The organism is Thiomonas sp. X19 (assembly GCF_900089495.1).
Lineage (GTDB): Bacteria > Pseudomonadota > Gammaproteobacteria > Burkholderiales > Burkholderiaceae_C > Thiomonas_A.
Genome location: NZ_LT605203.1, coordinates 3,233,328 through 3,250,974, shown reverse-complemented (window position 1 = coordinate 3,250,974; position 17,647 = coordinate 3,233,328). Strand labels below are relative to the sequence as shown.

17 protein-coding genes and 1 pseudogene are annotated in these 17,647 nt (G+C 58.4%); all 18 read left to right on the top strand.

Annotated features, from left to right (window positions below; genetic code table 11):
• Nucleotides 1-76: 76 nt before the first annotated feature.
• The 18 genes and pseudogenes from hfq to gnd all read left to right on the top strand — a co-directional run bounded on the left by hfq (nt 77) and on the right by gnd (nt 17,646).
• Nucleotides 77-322 carry an RNA chaperone Hfq gene (gene hfq / locus THIX_RS15665; RefSeq protein WP_112486926.1) on the top strand — a complete coding sequence of 82 codons (246 nt, stop codon included), beginning with the start codon at nt 77-79 and terminating at the stop codon, nt 320-322.
• A complete protein-coding gene (gene hflX, locus THIX_RS15660; protein WP_371413011.1) occupies nt 303-1,454 on the top strand; it encodes a GTPase HflX in 1,152 nt (383 codons plus the stop codon). Before hfq ends, hflX begins: the two co-directional genes overlap by 20 nt.
• Nucleotides 1,455-1,471: 17 nt before the next feature.
• Complete coding sequence (gene hflK / locus THIX_RS15655; protein WP_112488415.1) at nt 1,472-2,881, top strand: FtsH protease activity modulator HflK; 1,410 nt, start codon at nt 1,472-1,474, stop codon at nt 2,879-2,881.
• Between the two features lie 9 nt (nt 2,882-2,890).
• Entirely contained in the window at nt 2,891-3,793 is a 903-nt protein-coding gene (gene hflC, locus THIX_RS15650; protein ID WP_112486924.1) for a protease modulator HflC, read from the top strand.
• Nucleotides 3,794-3,959: 166 nt separating this feature from the next.
• Nucleotides 3,960-5,123, top strand: coding sequence for an ATP phosphoribosyltransferase regulatory subunit (locus THIX_RS15645; RefSeq protein ID WP_112486923.1), 1,164 nt, complete (start codon nt 3,960-3,962; stop codon nt 5,121-5,123).
• Nucleotides 5,124-5,168: 45 nt separating this feature from the next.
• Complete coding sequence (locus THIX_RS15640; protein WP_112486922.1) at nt 5,169-6,491, top strand: adenylosuccinate synthase; 1,323 nt, start codon at nt 5,169-5,171, stop codon at nt 6,489-6,491.
• Nucleotides 6,492-6,548: 57 nt separating this feature from the next.
• Complete coding sequence (locus THIX_RS15635; RefSeq protein ID WP_112486921.1) at nt 6,549-7,073, top strand: phosphoribosyltransferase; 525 nt, start codon at nt 6,549-6,551, stop codon at nt 7,071-7,073.
• Between the two features lie 28 nt (nt 7,074-7,101).
• Nucleotides 7,102-7,476 (top strand): hypothetical protein, encoded by a 375-nt coding sequence (locus tag THIX_RS24330; protein ID WP_233224793.1) that lies wholly within the window; start codon nt 7,102-7,104, stop codon nt 7,474-7,476.
• 628 nt (nt 7,477-8,104) lie between these two features.
• On the top strand, nt 8,105-8,626 hold the full coding sequence (locus THIX_RS15630) for a cytochrome c (protein ID WP_112486920.1): 522 nt from the start codon (nt 8,105-8,107) through the stop codon (nt 8,624-8,626).
• A gap of 169 nt (nt 8,627-8,795) precedes the next feature.
• The gene (locus THIX_RS15625; RefSeq protein ID WP_112486919.1) at nt 8,796-9,155 is read left to right on the top strand and encodes a cytochrome c; all 360 of its coding nucleotides are present in this window, start codon (nt 8,796-8,798) and stop codon (nt 9,153-9,155) included.
• A gap of 572 nt (nt 9,156-9,727) precedes the next feature.
• Complete coding sequence (locus THIX_RS15620; protein ID WP_112486918.1) at nt 9,728-9,886, top strand: DUF3309 domain-containing protein; 159 nt, start codon at nt 9,728-9,730, stop codon at nt 9,884-9,886.
• A 231-nt stretch (nt 9,887-10,117) separates the two neighbouring features.
• Nucleotides 10,118-10,513: a BON domain-containing protein gene (locus THIX_RS15615; RefSeq protein WP_112486917.1), complete on the top strand. Its 396-nt coding sequence runs from the start codon at nt 10,118-10,120 to the stop codon at nt 10,511-10,513.
• Nucleotides 10,514-10,722: 209 nt separating this feature from the next.
• A complete protein-coding gene (locus THIX_RS15610; RefSeq protein WP_199195316.1) occupies nt 10,723-11,088 on the top strand; it encodes a hypothetical protein in 366 nt (121 codons plus the stop codon).
• A gap of 6 nt (nt 11,089-11,094) precedes the next feature.
• Nucleotides 11,095-11,889, top strand: coding sequence for an MIP/aquaporin family protein (locus tag THIX_RS15605; protein WP_199195315.1), 795 nt, complete (start codon nt 11,095-11,097; stop codon nt 11,887-11,889).
• Between the two features lie 221 nt (nt 11,890-12,110).
• Nucleotides 12,111-12,365: pseudogene (locus THIX_RS24950) on the top strand (cyclic nucleotide-binding domain-containing protein); the annotation flags it as partial.
• Nucleotides 12,364-12,639: a helix-turn-helix domain-containing protein gene (locus THIX_RS15595; RefSeq protein ID WP_371412932.1), complete on the top strand. Its 276-nt coding sequence runs from the start codon at nt 12,364-12,366 to the stop codon at nt 12,637-12,639. The pseudogene THIX_RS24950 and the gene THIX_RS15595, both read left to right, overlap by 2 nt.
• Nucleotides 12,640-12,648: 9 nt before the next feature.
• Entirely contained in the window at nt 12,649-16,593 is a 3,945-nt protein-coding gene (locus THIX_RS15590) for a GH36-type glycosyl hydrolase domain-containing protein (protein WP_112486914.1), read from the top strand.
• A gap of 18 nt (nt 16,594-16,611) precedes the next feature.
• Complete coding sequence (gene gnd, locus THIX_RS15585) at nt 16,612-17,646, top strand: phosphogluconate dehydrogenase (NAD(+)-dependent, decarboxylating) (RefSeq protein WP_112486913.1); 1,035 nt, start codon at nt 16,612-16,614, stop codon at nt 17,644-17,646.
• Nucleotide 17,647: the final 1 nt, after the last annotated feature.

The following is a 17,647-nucleotide window of genomic DNA, read 5'->3' as shown; positions in this document are numbered from 1 at the left end:
CGCGATGACAAGGGTTTGTGCTATGTTCAACCAGCAATTCGCAGTTTTCGCATAACAATCCCAACCGGAGTTTTCCATGAGCAATAAAGGGCAGTTGCTACAAGACCCCTTTCTGAACCTGCTGCGCAAGGAGCATGTTCAGGTTTCGATTTATCTGGTCAACGGCATCAAGCTGCAAGGCCATATCGAATCGTTCGACCAATACGTGGTCCTGCTGCGCAATACCGTGACACAGATGGTTTACAAGCATGCCATTTCCACCGTTGTGCCAGCCCGTCCCGTGAGTTTCAACGTCGGTGAGTCTGAGTCAGACGCGGCCTGAGGCTGCCCCCGGCGCAGTGCTCGTCGGGGTCGACACCGGCCAGCCACACCCCGATTCCACGCTTGGCGAGTTGCGTGAACTGGCGCTCTCGGCGGGCCTCCTGCCGTCCGCCAGTCTGTGGAGCGCCCGGCGCCGCCTCGACCCTGCGCTGTATATCGGGTCCGGGAAGGTGGCCGAACTCAAGCAGCAGGTGCTGGACAGCCAGGCCTCTTGCGTGCTCTTCGACAACCCCTTGTCCCCGGTGCAGCAACGCAACCTCGAGCGTGAACTTGGCGTTTCCGTCTGGGACCGAACGGCACTGATCCTGGAAATTTTCGCGCGCCGCGCGCGCAGCGGCGAAGGCAAATTGCAAGTCGAATTGGCGCGACTGCGTCATGCTGCAACCCGCCTGGTGCGTGGCTGGACGCACCTCGAGCGCCAGCAAGGCGGCATTGGCCTGCGCGGCGGTCCGGGTGAAAAGCAGATCGAACTCGACCGCCGCATGCTGGAAGACAAGATCAAGATCCTGCAGGTGCGGCTGCACAAGCTCGAACGCCAGCGATCCACCCAGCGGCGCGCCCGCGCCCGGGCCGGACAACTGCGCGTTTCCATCGTCGGCTACACCAATGCCGGCAAGAGCACCCTGTTCAATGCGCTCACGCATGCCCATGGCTATGTTGCCGACCAGTTGTTTGCCACGCTGGACACGACTACGCGCCGCGTTTTTCTCGCGCCCGGAAGTTTTGCGGTGGTATCCGACACCGTGGGTTTTATCCGCGATTTGCCGCACTCGCTGGTTGATGCTTTCAAGGCCACGCTGGATGAAACCGTGGAGGCCGATGTCTTGCTGCATGTGGTCGACTTATCGAATGAGCAGCGCGAGCAGCAGATCGAGCAAGTGAATAGCGTATTGGCGGAGATCGGCGCCAAGGACATCCCGCAGATTTTGATTTACAACAAAATTGACAAGCTCCAAGCCCCCGTCCCGTTTACAGATCGTTACGGCGCGCATGCCGGTTTTGGTGGTCGTGATAGCATCAAAAGCTTTGACGTCAGCGCCTTGACAGGCGCGGGACTCGATACGGTGCGGGCGTATCTGGCGGGCTTGGTCGCTCGCAGCGAAGCCGACACCAACCCCACCTTTCATATTTGACATCCAACGCCTCCACCATGCAACTCAAGTGGCCCCGAGCGGCAGCCTCTGCCGCTTCCGCACCGCCCGAAGCCAGCCTGAATTTGAACGATCCCAACTGGGGGCGAGGCGGTTCGGACCAACAACCCCAAAGCCCCGATCCCAAGAACGGCAACGGTACGGGTCAAGGTGACAAGCGCCCGGGTCAGGACGGCAAGCGTCCGGGTCAAGGCGGTGGTCCGCCGGATCTCGACGAACTGTGGCGCGACTTCAATCGCAAGCTCAATGGCCTGTTTGGCCGCAAGGGCGGCGGTGGCGGCGGCTTCAAACCTCCGCGGCGGCCGGATTTCCAGGCCTCGCCCAAGATTGCTGGCATGGGGCTCATCATCCTGGTTGCCGTTCTGGTACTGGGTTGGCTCGGCTCCGGCTTTTTCATCGTGCAGGAAGGTCAGCAGGCCGTCGTCACGCGCTTCGGCAAGCTGGCTTACATCGAAGAGGCGGGTTTTCATTGGCGTTTGCCTTATCCCATCGAGTCCGAGGAAATCGTCAACGTTTCGCAAGTACGCTCGGTCGAAATCGGCCGTGGTGGGGAAATCCGCACCACCGGCCTGCCGGCTTCGGCCATGTTGACGGAGGACGAGAACATCGTCGACATCCGCTTTGCCGTGCAGTACCGCATCAGCAATGTGGTGAACTACCTCTACAGCAACCGCAGCCCCGACGACGTGGTGACGCAAGCTGCCGAAACCGCAATCCGCGAAGTGGTCGGCAACAAGACCCTGGACTATGTGCTGTACGAGGGCCGTGCGGAAGTCGCCATCAAGGTGCAGGATTTGATCCAGTCCATTCTGGATCGCTACAAGACCGGCATTCTGGTGACCAACGTCACCCTGCAAAGCGTGCAACCGCCGGAGCAGGTGCAATCGGCCTTCAACGATGCCATCAAGGCCGGCCAGGACCGCGAGCGATTGAAGAACGAGGCCGAGGCCTACGCCAACGACGTGGTGCCGCGCGCCAAGGGCACCGCTTCGCGGCTGATCCAGGAGGCCGAGGGCTACAAGGCTCGGGTCGTGGCGGAAGCGCAGGGCGATACCTCGCGCTTCGACCTCATCTTGCAGCAGTACGAAAAAGCTCCGCAGGTGACGCGTGAGCGCATGTATCTGGAAACCATGCAGCAAATTTTGTCGAACGTGAGCAAGGTGATGGTGGAGTCGCGCGGCTCGAATAACCTGCTGTATCTGCCGCTCGACAAGCTCCTGCAACAAAGCGCAGCGCCACAGCCGGCGACGCCGTCGCGCTCGGCAGCGGCAGGCCTGCCATTGCCGAGTTTGCCCGCCTCCGCAGCCGCAGCCACCGACAGCGCAGCCGCATTGGTGAGTTCCAGCCCCGTTGCCAACGCCTCAGACAGCAGTTCGCGCGACAGCCTGCGCGAGCGCAACTCCCGCTGAGGTCCAGCCATGAATCGAATCATTCTTGCCATCGTCGCCCTGGTCGTCGTCCTGGGCATCCTCGCGTCCTCCATGTTCGTCGTCGATCAGCGCCAATATGCCGCGGTCTTCGCACTGGGCGAAATCAAGCGGGTGATCAAGTCGCCCGGGCTGTACTTCAAGTGGCCTGCGCCATTGGAGAACGTGGTGTTTCTGGACAAGCGCGTGCTGACGCTGCAAAGCCCGGAAACCGACCGCTTCATCACCGCCGAGAAGAAGAACGTGGTGGTCGACTGGTATCTGAAATGGCGCATCGTCAACCCCACCGAATTCATTCGTAGTTACGGCGGCAATGAGCAGCGCGCCAACGATCGGCTCTACCAGATCGTGAAGGCAGCGCTGAACGAACAGATCACGCGTCGCACGGTGGGTCAGGTCCTGGCTTCCGAGCGCGACAAGATCATGACCGATGTGCAGAAGGTCATCACGCAATCTGTCAGCGGCACTGGCCTGCAGATCGTGGACATGCGCCTGACGCGGGTCGATTTCGTGGCCGACATCACGCAGTCCGTGTATCGCCGCATGGCCGCCGAGCGCAAGCGCGTGGCCAATGAGCTGCGTTCCACCGGCCAGGCCGAGGCCGAAAAAATTCGGGCTGAAGCCGACAAGCAGCGTGAGATCCTCGTTGCGGATGCCTACAGCCGCGCCCAGACCATCAAGGGCGAGGGTGACGCCAAGGCATCCGAGATTTACGCCAAGGCCTTTGGCCAGAACCCGCAGTTCGCCGAGTTCTATCGCAGCCTGGAGGCTTATCGCGCGAGCTTCAACAGCCGCAGCGACGTCGTCGTCCTCGACCCATCCTCCGATTTTTTCCGCTTCTTCCGCAATCCAAACGGCGACGCCTCAACGAAAGCAAGTCCAGCCAGACGTTGAGCGCAGGCATGGCGCCGCTGCGCGCGGGGCCGTGCCTGCAAGCCAGCCGCAGCGCCTTTGCCGACCCTGCAGATGAGCATCCCGGTGCTGCACGACCGTTTGGTCTGCATGGCCCGCGACCTAGAATGCCGGTTTGATTTCAGCAAGCATCAATCTCCCATCGCTCATGACTGCCTGGCTCCTGCCCGAGCAATTTTCCGACGTGCTGCCAACCGAGGCGCGCGCGATTGAACAGCTGCGCCGCACTTTGTTGGATGCCGCGCGTGGCTATGGCTATGAGTTGGTCATTCCGCCGCTGGTCGAGTATGTGGATTCGCTGCTTTCCGGCACGGGCCAGGATCTCGATCTGCAGACCTTCAAGCTGGTCGACCAGATGTCCGGACGCACGCTCGGACTGCGTGCCGACATGACGCCGCAAGCCACCCGCATCGACGCGCATCTGCTCAATCGTCGGGGCATCGTCCGCTTGTGCTACTGCGGCAGCGTTGTGCATACGCGGGCCCAAGGCGTGTTTGCCACGCGCGAGCCACTGCAGTTCGGCGCCGAATTCTACGGTCATGCTGGGCTGGACGCCGATCTCGAGGTGCAGCAGCTGGCCGTGCGCGGCCTGCAATTGGGCGATGTGCGGCGCATGACCTTGACCTTGTCCGACGTTCGCATCGTTCGTGGCGTGCTTGCCGGCATGGTCGCGGGGCCGCAGCAACTGGGCGAGATCCTCGAGGCCCTGTCGCGCAAGGATCATGCGCGGCTGCTGGAGCTGACGCATGCCGCAGCGCCTGCACAACGCGATGCCATTCTGGCTTTGCCCGACCTGTTCGGTGATGCCGCAATCCTGCAGCAGGCCGCCAAGGCCCTGCCGGATCGCCCGTTGATTCGTGAGGCGCTGGCCGATCTGGCGCGCCTGGCCGCCACGCATGTGCACGCCGGGGTCGATGTGCAAATCGACCTGGCCGATCTGCGCGGCTACAACTACCACAGCGGGGTCATTTTCGGCCTGTATGCGCAGGGCCAGCCGGATGCCTTGGCCAGGGGAGGGCGCTATGACGAAATCGGCGCGACCTTTGGCCGTCCGCGGCCTGCCACCGGGTTTTCGCTGGATTTGCGTGAGTTGGTGCGTCACGCGCAGGCGCAGGCGCCGACGCCGGCCATCAGGGCCGAATGGTCGCAACGCAGCGGCTACAGCCAGGCTGTCCACGATCTGCGGCAGCATGGGCATACCGTGATCGAGCTGCCTGAGGGCGCTGCGCTCGAAGGCAAACAATTCATGTTCGACCGCCGACTGACCTGCACCGATGGCCAGTGGCAGGTGCTTTCCTATTCCCCCGGTTGACACGCGTCCAACTGGTCCATTTCCATTTCCGTTGTAAGAGGTGTCGTGAGCACAGGACGTAATGTGGTCGTCGTGGGTAACCAATGGGGCGACGAGGGCAAGGGCAAAGTGGTCGATTGGCTGACCGAGCATGCGCATGGCGTGGTGCGCTTTCAGGGTGGGCACAACGCCGGCCATACCCTGGTCATCAACGGCCATAAAACCGCGCTGCAACTCATTCCTTCTGGCGTGATGCGCCCCGGCGTGGCTTGCTACATCGGCAACGGCGTGGTGGTCGATCCCAGCCATCTGCTGCTGGAAATCACGCGTCTGGAAGCCGCGGGCGTGGAGGTGCGTTCGCGCTTGCGCATCAGTGAGTCCTGCCCGCTGGTGTTGCCCTCGCATGTGGCGCTCGACCTGGCGCGCGAAGCTCGCCGCGAAACGCGTGGCATCGGCAAAATCGGCACCACCGGCAAGGGCATCGGCCCGGCCTATGAAGACAAGGTCGCGCGCCGCGCGGTGCGGGTGCAAGACCTCAAGCATCCCGCGCGCCTGGCCGAGAAACTGCGTGAAACCATGGAGTTGCACAACTTCATCCTGCGCGACTATCTGCAGACCGAGGCCGTGGCATTCGAGCCGACGTATCAGCGTCTGTTGGAACTGGCCGAAGTCATTCGCCCGATGATGGCCGACGTGGGCTATCTCGTGCACCAATGCCATGCGCGCCGCGAGCGCCTGCTGTTCGAAGGCGCACAGGGAACCCTGCTCGACATCGACCACGGCACCTATCCCTTCGTCACCTCCAGCAACTGCGTGGCCGGCAATGCCGCTGCGGGTTCTGGCGTTGGGCCGGCCTACCTCGGCTATGTGCTCGGCATCACCAAGGCCTACACCACACGCGTGGGCAGCGGGCCGTTTCCGACCGAACTGCCGATCGACCATCCCGGCACCGTGGGCCACCATCTGCACACGGTCGGCCAGGAGCGCGGCACCGTGACCGGCAGGCCGCGTCGCTGCGGCTGGCTGGATGCCGCGGCGCTCAAGCGCGCCAACATCATCAACTCCACCACAGGACAGTGCATCACCAAGCTGGACGTGCTGGACGGACTGGACGAAATCCTGATTGGCGTCGGCTACACCCTGGACGGCAAGGTGATCGACATCCTGCCGCTGGACGCCGACGACATCACCCGCTGCATCCCCATCTACGAGCGCTTTCCCGGCTGGAGTGAGACCACGGCTGGCGCCACGCATTGGGAGCAGCTGCCGCTGAATGCGCGGCGCTATCTCGACCGCATCGCCGTGCTCAGCGGCACGCCGGTCGACATGGTGTCCACCGGCCCGGATCGCGACCACACCATCGTGTTGCGCCACCCCTTCCAGGGCTGAGCCGTGCAGCCCGCTCTCCGTTCATCCACTCCTATCCTCTCACCGGCCCTATCCATCATGCTCAGCGAAGACGGCAAGCACATGTATGTGTCCTGGGACGAATACCACGCCCTGATCGAAAAACTCGCGCTCAAAGTCTACAAGTCGGGCTGGGAGTTCGATCAGATTCTGTGCCTCGCACGCGGCGGCGCCAGACCCGGCGACATCCTGTCGCGTGTGTTTGACAAACCCCTGGCCATCATGTCCACCAGTTCTTACCGAGAAGCTGCGGGCACCAAGCAGGGGCGTTTGGACATTGCCAACTACATCACGCTGCCGCGCGGCGAACTCGAAGGCCGTGTCTTGCTGGTGGATGACTTGGCCGATTCGGGTGAAACCCTCAAGGCCGTGGCCGATCGCCTCCTGCACAGCCCGCTCAAGATCAGCGAGATGCGCAGCGCCGTGATCTGGGTGAAGGGCATTTCAACGGTTCTGCCCGACTACTACGTCGACATGCTGCCTTCCAGCCCCTGGATTCATCAGCCGTTCGAGGAGTACGACACCTTGCGGCCATCCAAATTGGCCGAGCGCTGGAAGATCTGAAGCAACTGGCGAGACACGCCAGTTGCCGATGCCCGCGCATGCCTTGCAATGCGCTGCGGCACAAGAAAAAACCGCAATCACCGCGGTTTTCATTGACGTCCAGTGCACCCGAGTTCGGCAGCTCGCGTCCGAAAATGGGCTCAATCGATGGCGCTGGACATGGTGCGGACTTGCGGGTGATGGAAGCCGAAGTGCTTGCGGTGGCGCGTTTGTATCGAATGGCGACTCATTTTCCATTCATGCGACGAACACCCAGGGCCTCTTGCCAGCAGAAGTCCCCCAGCGCCACAAGGACTTGACCGGCATCGAGCACGGCTCCCGGGTGCTGAAGTCCGAGATTGAGATCGCCCCCGTCTTTCGCCGCCTGCCCGAGCACATCCTCGTCCATGCGCTGATTTGCTGATCTGCTGCTCTGGCCCTGTACCGCGTCATGAAGCCGAACTTGGCCGCCCTTTCGTGTGGGGGCACGTTTCGATCCTTGCTCAAGCAGTATCAGTATCGTCGGCTTGGAAGCGTGACTGTCGAACTCCTGGGCCGTGCCACCTGCCTGCACAGACGCGAGCAGCCGTCAAGTGACAAGCCCGCATGCGGAGCATGCGGGTCGTGAATGGCACCGAGCCTGCAGCAGGAGCCAAGATTGAATGTTGAATGCGATATGCGTAAAAAAATATGTCTTGTGTACGGTAGCGCACTGTTCTAACAACTTTTCTGCCGTACTTTGTACATGATGCCTGTCTAACAGGTTGTTGAAATACCTCGCGTCACGGCTGTGCGCCATAGAAAAAGCCCATAACGAGCCGATAAAGGCGGCCTTTTCTGCCTCTTTGCCGGCCTTCAAGCGCTCCCGAGTGCCACGGCGATAGGTTCAAGCGATAGCTCGAAGTCCCGAAACAGTATTTCAACAACCTGCTAATGTATTGCAAATTGTTTTTGTGATCATCGGCCATAGGGATCACTCGATCAGATTTGACAAATAAATATCCGGATTCCCATAAAATTAATTATCTTATTTGGGTTGAGCAGATCGTTCGATGCGCCCCATCAAAATCGCAATTATTTTCTTATTGGTCGAGACTGCTCTGATCTCCGTTATGGGCATCATGTTTGTTTATTTTGGGATTTTTAATATCTCGGCACTCTGGAGTGACCCAGCACCTGTGTATGCGATTTTCAAAGCGGTGCGAATACATTCAATTGAAAGGCGTGCGGCTAATATTCGAATTCCTAACGGGATGGATTTCCATGATCCAAAGCTGATCCGATCTGGTTTCAATATCTATGTACGTTCGTGCATGATTTGCCATGGAGGTCCCGGGCTGCGACCATCAAATTTCGTCCGTGAAGGGCTCAATCCGAGGCCACCGAAATTTTCACATAGATCCGATCTTCAGTTGAACCCGCAAGAGTTGTTTTGGGTTATTAAAAATGGGATTCGTATGACTGGTATGCCGGCCTGGAGCCCGAGCATGAGTGATGACCAGCTCTGGGCGTTAGTCGCCTTCATGAATAATCTTCCATTCGATAATCAAAGTAGCGCATTTCAAAATAAATGATGGCGATATACAAATATTTATTAGAGACACTCAGAAATTTATCGCTTGATAAAGGGCGCCATAACCGATGCTGATGTTTTCCGATTTTGTGACTGGCGTCGGATTGGATTAAGCAATTCTATCTATATCTGCAATAAGGAGAAGGCGAGTGTTTTTTAATCGAAATTCGATGATTTTAACCGCCCCGGTTTGGCTATTGTTCAGCATTGGTGTGGCCGTTGCACAGCCTATTTTGAAATCACAAGCAGCACAGCAAAAACCGCTGGCGACAGCCGCTGTGGGTGATGTGGCCAGAGGACAGAATTGGGCGCCGTTGTGCATGAGTTGCCACGGAGCACATGGTATTAGTACCGAGCAGATCTACCCTAATCTGGCGGGACAGAAGGAAACCTATCTCATCAATGCAATGCACGAATATAAGAACGGTATGCGTTTGAATCCAACGATGGTCGCCATGGCTTCGCCGCTCGACTCTCAGGTCATTGCAGACTTGGCAGCCTTCTTCAGTAGTTTGAAACCTGGTAATTGATGAGTTCGGAAGTCCATCCTGAACAAGGCCGCCCTGCTTTCAGCCGACGGCGTGCATGTTGATGGTGACCAGCGGCACATAAGTGGTAAGCCTGCGGCGTAGTTGCCTAGCAGGTTGTTGAAATACTGTTTTCGGGACTTCGAGCTATCGCTTGAACCTATCGCCATGGCACTCGGGAGCGCTTGAAGGCCGGCAAAGAGGCAGAAAAGGCCGCCTTTATCGACTGGTCATGGGTTTTTTCTATGGCGCACAGCCGTGACGCGAGGTATTTCAGCAACCTGTTAACAACTCAAAACGGGTTTCAAGTCGTATTATATGGACAATCAAGTATCGCCTAAACAACAAAAACGAATCCATCATGTCGAAAACAATGACAGGGTAACGATCGTCAACCAAGCAAGAAGCGTTAAAACAACCGTAGGAGTTCAATATAGCCTTGAGGCAACGGATACTTGCGTCGTGTGTCAATTATGCCAATTGTGCGAAGTGTCTGGGCAATGGGTTGAACAAAATAGATCAATTCTCGCATCAGAAATCGCCTCGGCAAGCAGCACATTCATCGGGAATCTGACATGTCACTGATAAGCCTGTTATTGATTGTTCTGGTCATCATGTTCATCAGTACCATTCCAACTTGGCCCCACAGCAGGAGTTGGGGTTATTACCCGAGTGGAACTCTGGGCTTTATCGTTTTGATTCTAGTCGTCCTCTTGGTGTTAGGACTTGTCTGATTGATTTTCCGGGCGGGAGAGGAAGTTGCGGTTATTGTGCGCCACGGATGCCACGGATGCCACGGTTGAAGCGCTGTCGAATTCTAATGTCAAATAGTTTAGAATTTTTCGGTACTTTGCGGATTTTAATATTAATGGTTGGAAGCTTCTTTTGCGTTATTTTGGCGTAAAAATAATGATTTGTTTTTTTATTTAACCTGTCATTTTATTGCATAAATCAAGGATCATATCATGCCTACTAATATTTCGTACAAGAAATGGATTCCCCTTGTCGGTTGTTTTTTGTTTTTAACAGTCACAGCCGTAACCAATGCGCAAGCGAGTGGTTACGGGGCGGCAGCGTCACAACCTTCAACCATGGCACAACAGAATCAAATGTCATCGAAAGATGGTAGTGCAGGCAGTTACATGGACAATGCAGTCATTACGGCCAAAGTGAAAGCCATGTTGATGAAAGATGAAATGCTCAAGAGCTTGGATATCCACGTCGATACGAAGCAAGATGTGGTGACTTTGAGTGGGACCGTCAAAAACATGAAAGAGTCTGAACGCGCTGTTCGTATCGCATCTGCCGTCGAAGGTGTGAAAATGGTTAAAAACGAATTGCAACAGAAAACGAAGAAATAAAATATTAGCCCCTCTTCATGATTGTGTATATCTAAGCCAGCAATTTTCTTTCGTATCGGGGCTGTCACGTTGACTTGTCCGTTTATCTCAAGCCGCGTGACGGGTATAACATCATTTCAAAAATGAAAAATTGGCCTGTTGTCATGCAGCAATTTGCCCGCGCCATTTTATTTTTTGACGGGAACTGGTTCCCTGTATAGTCTGAAGAAATGTCAATGAAAATAAAATGGTTTGATAAGCCGCAGAAACATGATTACCCGGCTGCCGCCTCCTATCTAAATTTGACAAAGAGCCGCGACGAAGCGGAGGCGATCGCAGGCGAATTGAAGCTGGCTGATATGACTGAATTTGCAGCAAAGGATATTTTCAGAGCTTCAGGATTATCGTTTCTTGGGGTCAGCAACAGCCATGTCGAGCAAGATACGGCGCAGATTATTCGTGGCAAAAAATTATCACCTTTATTGCTTTATAGAGACAGAGTGAGTGGCAAATTGATTATTGCAGATGGCTATCACAGACTCTGCGCCGTTTATAAATTTGATGAAGATGCCATGATTCCCTGTAAAATTGTCTGAGTCGAGATGAGCGCGATGGCCAAGGAACATCCTCGGGATATTGGATCGGCACCCGTGCGGCGCATGCTGCATGCCCCTGTACCGCCTGACTTCGAGGAGTCATCGCAAGAATGGCGACGTCTTTTTTCCGAGGTCTGGGGTACGTTTCTTCTTGTGGTCGTTGCAGCCGGCTCTGTTGTTGTTGGCGCCCGGAGTGATGGCGCTATATCGCTGAGCATGATGGTCACCGCGCCGGGCTTGATGGTCATGGCCATCATCTATTTCATGGGGACTGTCGGCGGTGCGCACCTGAATCCGGCAGTCACCCTTGCATTTGCGGTGCGCCGCAACTTCCCTTGGAACCGGGTTCCTGGATATATTGTCGCACAGTTCGTTGGAGGTATTGCCGCAGCTCTATTCTTAAGGGCGATGTTCGGCGCGGTAGGCCTATTGGGTGCCACGGTTCCTGGACAAGGAATTAGCGATTTCAAGGCGCTTGTCATGGAAGTTCTGTTAACGACAGGCCTGGTTAGCACCATACTCGGCACGGCCTCAGGAGCGCGAAATGTTGGTTCCAACGCGGCACTCGCGATCGGTGGTTACATCGCCTTGGCAGGACTTTGGGCGGCACCAATCAGCGGTGCCTCGATGAATCCAGTCCGTTCGTTTGCTCCTGACCTGATACGCGGCAATTTGAGTACAAGCTGGATTTACATTGTTGGCCCCATCATCGGTGCGATGATTGCAGTGGGATTCGAATGGATCCTCAAAGGAAAACCCACCGCTGCCGGAACAATTGCCGCGGAGGGAAGATTGGATTGATATCCCGATATTCGTCATATCCGGTGTCTTGAAAGCACGATATTGTGCCTACGATCACCTCATCGCGAGCAGACAGTTTTGCATGTGTCTTTCGTCTTTCATTGCCCGCAGTTTACCATGCAGCAGGCGTATTCCGGGGTGATGCCAGTTTGACGTGCAACGATTATTTTGGATTGGACGCGGTACGCCAGAATCAAAAAATCCGTAACGGATTTCATTCCATGCAAGAAATCTTGGATTGTTCATTTCATTGCGCGAGGGCCTTGGTACCTCAGAAAAAGGGGAAATTTTTATTTGAGGCGGGACAGCCAATGAGTGCGCTTTACCTGGTGCGTTCGGGATCGTTCAAATCGGCCATGATCAGTCGCGATGGTAGACAGCAAGTCGTGGATTATCATATTATAGGTGACTCGATTGGCTTGGAAGGCTTTGCGTGTCGTCATTATTTGACCGATGTGATGGCGTTTGAATGCAGTGTTGTCTCGGTTGTCGATATCCGATGTGCTGGCGTCGAGCATGAGCCGGGAGGAGATTGGCAGTTATCTGGGGCTGCGCCTAGAAAAAGTCAGCAAAATCATGTCGGAGTTCCATCAGACCGAGTTGCTTGAGGTGAATAAACGCAATCTATGCATGATCAATCCTTCTGGTTTGCAGTCCTTGCTTTCCGGCTGTGCTATCAAGGAACAACGTCGACAATATGCGAGGCTGTCGATGCGCGCCTATTCCAACATGCTCACTGAAGCCATGTAGAGGCAGCCAATGAGAGCCTCGCGGACCGTCCAGGCAGATTTATGCCGTGACTTGAGTCATTTGCGCCCAGACGCGCATTTGCTGTCGAATGATGAATACCACATCATGCTCACTAGCGCTGGCGGTGGGTACGGCCGATGGAAAGATATTGCCGTCACGCGCTGGCGTGACGATGCGACCTGCAATAATTGGGGATCGTTTTGCTATATCCGCGATCTTGCGAGTGGACAGGTATGGTCGACGACGTATCAGCCGACGTTGCAGCGAGGGGATGTCTACGAAACTGTGTTCTCGGAAGGGCAGGCGATCATTCGCCGCCTTGACCACGGTATACGGATCGAAACGGAAATTGCCGTCTCGCCGTTCGATGATGTCGAACTCCGCAGAATCAGAATCAGCAACCAATCGTTCGGCAAGAGAGCGATTGAAGTCACGAGTTATGCGGAAATCGTGCTTGCATCGAACGCTGCCGATTCCACACATCCTGCATTTGAAAAGCTGTTTGTGGAAACGGAGATCTTGCCCGCACAGCAGGCCATCTTGTGCACCCGCCGGGTGAGCGATGCCAGGGACCAGCCAGCCTCGACGTTTCACCTGCTGCAGGCATCGAAACCGGCGTTGGGGGACCTGTCTTACAACACGGATCGCGCGGATTTCATCGGACGTGGGCGGACTGTGGAGCATCCGCAAGCCATGGACCATGGCGCGACGCTTTCCGGCCGCTCCGGTTCGGTGCTCGATGCGGCCGTGTCGATTCGTTATCCGATCGAGCTTGATCCCGGCGAAACCGTGGTCGTGCGTTGGCTCTGCGGCGTGGCGCAAACACGCAAAGCCTGCCTGCAAATCATCGAGCGGTATCGAAGTGGCGCAGCTGCGGACCCAATTCTTGCCGATGCGACGAGGCGTGGACAAGAAACCCTGCATCGGCTGGATGCAAGCGAAGCCGACGTGCAGTTGTATGCAGAGCTTGCCAGTTCCCTGATTTACGCCAACGCATCCATGCGTGCCGGCCCGGACATCATCGCGCGCAACAACCAGGGGCAATCGGGATTATGGGCGTATTCGATTTCGGGTGATTTACCGATCGCGCTGCTGCAGGTGAGGTGCCCGACCCATTGCGATTTGGTCAGGGAGTTCGTCCGGGCGCATGCGTATTGGCGGTGGCACGGCTTGAAGGTGGATACGCTCTTTCTGTGTGAAGGCGACGGTCACACCGCGAACCTGGCTGATCTGCACGCGCTGCTCCTGCGTTCGAGCAAGGCATGCAACACGGCTGAACTGATGGATCAGCCGGGTGGGCTATGGATGCGCGACGCCGACAAAGTGGCGCCGTCCGACCTCATTCTTCTGCAAACGGCATCGCGCGTCGTGATGCGCGATGGCGAAGGCTCCTTGTCGCAGCAACTCGCCAGCCGGTGCGCGGCCGAAGCCCCGCCGCCAGCCGCTGCAGATCGCCTCGCGGGCAATGCCGACAACGCGACCAAGTCCTTGCGCCCGGCGCCAGTGGCGCCGCCCATGCAGACGCCTGCGCGCGATTTGTTGTTGGACTGCGGCTTGGGCGGGTTCAGCCCCGATGGACGCGAGTACGTGATCACGATCACGCCGGGGCAGATGACGCCTGCGCCCTGGATCAATGTGTTGGCCAATCCGTCATTCGGCAGTCTCATTTCGGAGAGCGGCAGCGCGAACACCTGGAGCGAGAACGCGCAAGCGTTTCGCCTCACACCGTGGTCGAACGATCCGGTTGGTGATGCCAATACCGAGGCGTATTACATCCGCGACGAGGACAGCGGCCAGTTCTGGTCGCCCACACTGCTGCCGACGGCAGGCGCCACGCCATATGTGACACGGCACGGTTTTGGCTACAGCGTGTTCGAGCACAGCGAAAACAGCATTGACTCGGTTCTCAGTGTGTACGTGGCGATCGACGCGCCAGTCAAATTTGCCGTGCTGAAGTTGCACAATGCTTCGGCCGACGCACGCCGGCTTTCGGTCACGGCCTATGTGGAATGGGTGCTTGGCGATGAGCGCGCCAAGACCTGCATGCAGGTGAGAACGGAGATTGACGCCAGCAGCGGCGCCGTATTCGCCCGCAACCCCTACAACGCCGACTTCGCCGGCCGGGTGGCCATGCTGGATGTGGACGGCATCGCCAACGCCAGCGTGTGCGGTGACCGCCTGGCCTTCCTCGGGCGCAACGGCACGCTGCGTCATCCAGCCGCGATGTCGCAGACGCTGCTCTCGGGTGTCGTCGGCGTTGCGCTCGATCCCTGTGCCGCCGTCCGGATGCCGATCACCTTGGCGGCGGGCCAGACGGGCGAGCTGATCTTTCGACTCGGCGCAGCGCAAGGCGAAGCGGCTGCAGCCAGCCTCGTGCAGCGCTGGCGCGGATCCGCGCCAGCACAAGGCGCACTCGACGCCGTGAAGCAGTACTGGGCGCAGACGCTTGGTGCCGTGCAGGTCGAAACGCCGGACCGGGCGCTCGACGTGCTGACCAACGGCTGGCTCGTCTATCAGATTCTTTCGTGTCGGCTCTGGGCGCGCACGGCGTTCTATCAATCGAGTGGCGCCTTCGGTTTTCGCGATCAGTTGCAGGATGTGATGGCGCTGGTCCATGCCACACCGGATTTGGTGCGCGCGCATTTGCTCCGCAGTGCGTCACGCCAGTTTCCCGAAGGCGACGTTCAGCACTGGTGGCATCCGCCGTCGGGTCGCGGCATCCGTACGCGCTGCTCGGACGACTACCTGTGGCTGCCGTTGGCGACATGCCGCTATGTCGGTGTCACCGGCGACGCCGGTGTACTCGATGAAACCGTGCCTTTCATCGACGGCGCCGCCCTCAAGGCCGATGCGGTGTCCGACTACGCCTTGCCCACAACGTCCAGGCAGACCGCAAGTCTTTACGCACATTGCGTGCGCGCCATCGAGCATGGTTTGCGCTTCGGCGAGCATGGCTTGCCGCTGATGGGCTCGGGCGACTGGAACGACGGCATGAACCTGGTCGGCGTGGGAGGCAAAGGGGAAAGCGTCTGGCTTGGTTTCTTCCTGCATGGCGTTCTCACACAGTTCGGCGAACTGGCGCGGCAACGTGGCGATGTTGTCTTCGTCGAGCGTTGCACAAGCGAGGCCACTCGCCTGCGCAACGCCATCGAACAAAGCTGCTGGGATGGCGACTGGTACCGTCGCGGTTGGTTCGACGATGGCTCGCCGCTTGGCACGTCGAGCAATACCGAGTGTCAGATCGACTCCATCGCCCAGAGTTGGGCCGTATTGTCCGGCGCCGCTGAAGCAACGCGCGCACGCCGCGCCATGCGCGCTGTCGATACCCGGCTCGTGCGCCGCGACGCCGCGCTGATCGAGCTGCTGGCCCCGCCCTTCAACCACTCCGATCCGAGCCCCGGCTACATCCAGGGCTACGTCAGCGGCGTCCGCGAGAACGGCGGCCAGTACACCCACGGCGCCGTTTGGGTGGCCATGGCGTTCGCGGCGCTTGGTGATGCCGCACGTGCCTGGGATCTGTTCAACATGCTCAATCCGATTCGGCACGCCGACTCGCCCGAGGCCATTGCGGTCTACAAAACAGAGCCTTATGTGATGGCCTCCGACGTCTACGCATTCGCGCCGCATGCCGGCCGCGGCGGCTGGACTTGGTACACCGGTTCGGCCGGCTGGATGTACCGCTTCATCCTCGAGTCCTTGCTGGGTCTGCAGCGCATCGGCGACCAACTGCGCCTCGTCCCATGCATTCCTCGGGACTGGACTTCATTCCAGATGCATTACCGCCACCTGGAGACCACCTACCACATCACCGTGCAGCAAACGGCCGCAACTGACGCTGAGCCGAGGCTGACGCTGGATGGTGTCGAACTGGCGGGGCCGGCCATTGCATTGATTGACGACGGTCTGGAGCACGCGATCGAAGTGCGGTATCCAGCTCGACAAGAACCGAACTGAAAAACAAGGAATGTTGCGATGCAAATCGGCATGATTGGACTTGGGCGCATGGGCGCCAATATGACGCGCCGGCTGATGCGCGCGGGCCACGCATGCGTCGTCCACGACACGCAAGCTGCCGCCATCGAGCCACTGATGGGCGAGGGCGCCCAGGGCGCGGGGACGATGCAGCAGTTCGTCCAGGCGCTATCCACGCCGCGCACGATCTGGCTGATGGTGCCCGCAGCGGGGGTCGACGCGACCCTGGCAGCGCTGACGCCGCTGCTCGACAGGCACGACATCGTCATCGACGGCGGCAATTCCTATTACCGCGACGACATCCGTCGCGCCGCCACACTGCGTGCCCTTGGCTTGCACTATGTGGACGTGGGCACCAGTGGCGGCATTGCCGGGCTGGACCGGGGCTATTGCCTGATGATCGGTGGCGAGACAGCCACCGTCCAGCACCTCGACCCGTTGTTCGTGGCGCTGGCGCCCGGAGTCGGCACCGCCGTCCCGACCCCGGGGCGCAGTCCAGGCGCAGGCAGCGCCGAACAGGGCTATTTGCACTGCGGCTCCCATGGCGCCGGGCATTTCGTCAAGATGGTTCACAACGGCATTGAATACGGCATCATGGCCGCGTATGCCGAAGGGCTGAATATTTTGCACAACGCCAATGTCGGCAAACGCCCCGACGCTGTCGATGCCGAGACGACCCCGCTGCGCAATCCCGCCATGTACCAGTTCGACATGGACCTGCCGGAGATCGCCGAGGTTTGGCGGCGCGGCAGCGTCATCGGTTCGTGGCTGCTTGACCTCACCGCCGCAGCGCTGGCCGCAGATCCTGCGCTGTCGAGCTTTCAGGGCCATGTCTCCGACTCCGGCGAAGGCCGCTGGACGATTCAGGCTGCCATCGACGAGGCGGTGCCAGCGCCGGTGCTGAGCGCTGCGCTCTACGCACGTTTCAGCTCGCGTGATCAAGCCGATTTCGCCAACCGCGTGCTGTCATCCATGCGGCATGAATTCGGCGGCCATGTCGAACCCACCTCCGGCGAGCCCAAGCCGAAGCCCTGAT

Bases quoted from the DNA above. Each gene is read 5' to 3' on its own strand.
- THIX_RS15630 (WP_112486920.1), top strand. From the start codon at position 8,105: ATGCGCCCCATCAAAATCGCAATTATTTTCTTATTGGTCGAGACTGCT.
- THIX_RS24330 (WP_233224793.1), top strand. From the start codon at position 7,102: ATGCCCGCGCATGCCTTGCAATGCGCTGCGGCACAAGAAAAAACCGCA.
- gnd (WP_112486913.1), top strand. From the start codon at position 16,612: ATGCAAATCGGCATGATTGGACTTGGGCGCATGGGCGCCAATATGACG.
- hflK (WP_112488415.1), top strand. From the start codon at position 1,472: ATGCAACTCAAGTGGCCCCGAGCGGCAGCCTCTGCCGCTTCCGCACCG.
- hfq (WP_112486926.1), top strand. From the start codon at position 77: ATGAGCAATAAAGGGCAGTTGCTACAAGACCCCTTTCTGAACCTGCTG.
- THIX_RS15620 (WP_112486918.1), top strand. From the start codon at position 9,728: ATGTCACTGATAAGCCTGTTATTGATTGTTCTGGTCATCATGTTCATC.
- THIX_RS15635 (WP_112486921.1), top strand. From the start codon at position 6,549: ATGCTCAGCGAAGACGGCAAGCACATGTATGTGTCCTGGGACGAATAC.
- THIX_RS15615 (WP_112486917.1), top strand. From the start codon at position 10,118: ATGCCTACTAATATTTCGTACAAGAAATGGATTCCCCTTGTCGGTTGT.
- THIX_RS15590 (WP_112486914.1), top strand. From the start codon at position 12,649: ATGAGAGCCTCGCGGACCGTCCAGGCAGATTTATGCCGTGACTTGAGT.
- THIX_RS15645 (WP_112486923.1), top strand. From the start codon at position 3,960: ATGACTGCCTGGCTCCTGCCCGAGCAATTTTCCGACGTGCTGCCAACC.
- THIX_RS15625 (WP_112486919.1), top strand. From the start codon at position 8,796: ATGATTTTAACCGCCCCGGTTTGGCTATTGTTCAGCATTGGTGTGGCC.
- hflC (WP_112486924.1), top strand. From the start codon at position 2,891: ATGAATCGAATCATTCTTGCCATCGTCGCCCTGGTCGTCGTCCTGGGC.
- THIX_RS15610 (WP_199195316.1), top strand. From the start codon at position 10,723: ATGTCAATGAAAATAAAATGGTTTGATAAGCCGCAGAAACATGATTAC.
- THIX_RS15605 (WP_199195315.1), top strand. From the start codon at position 11,095: ATGAGCGCGATGGCCAAGGAACATCCTCGGGATATTGGATCGGCACCC.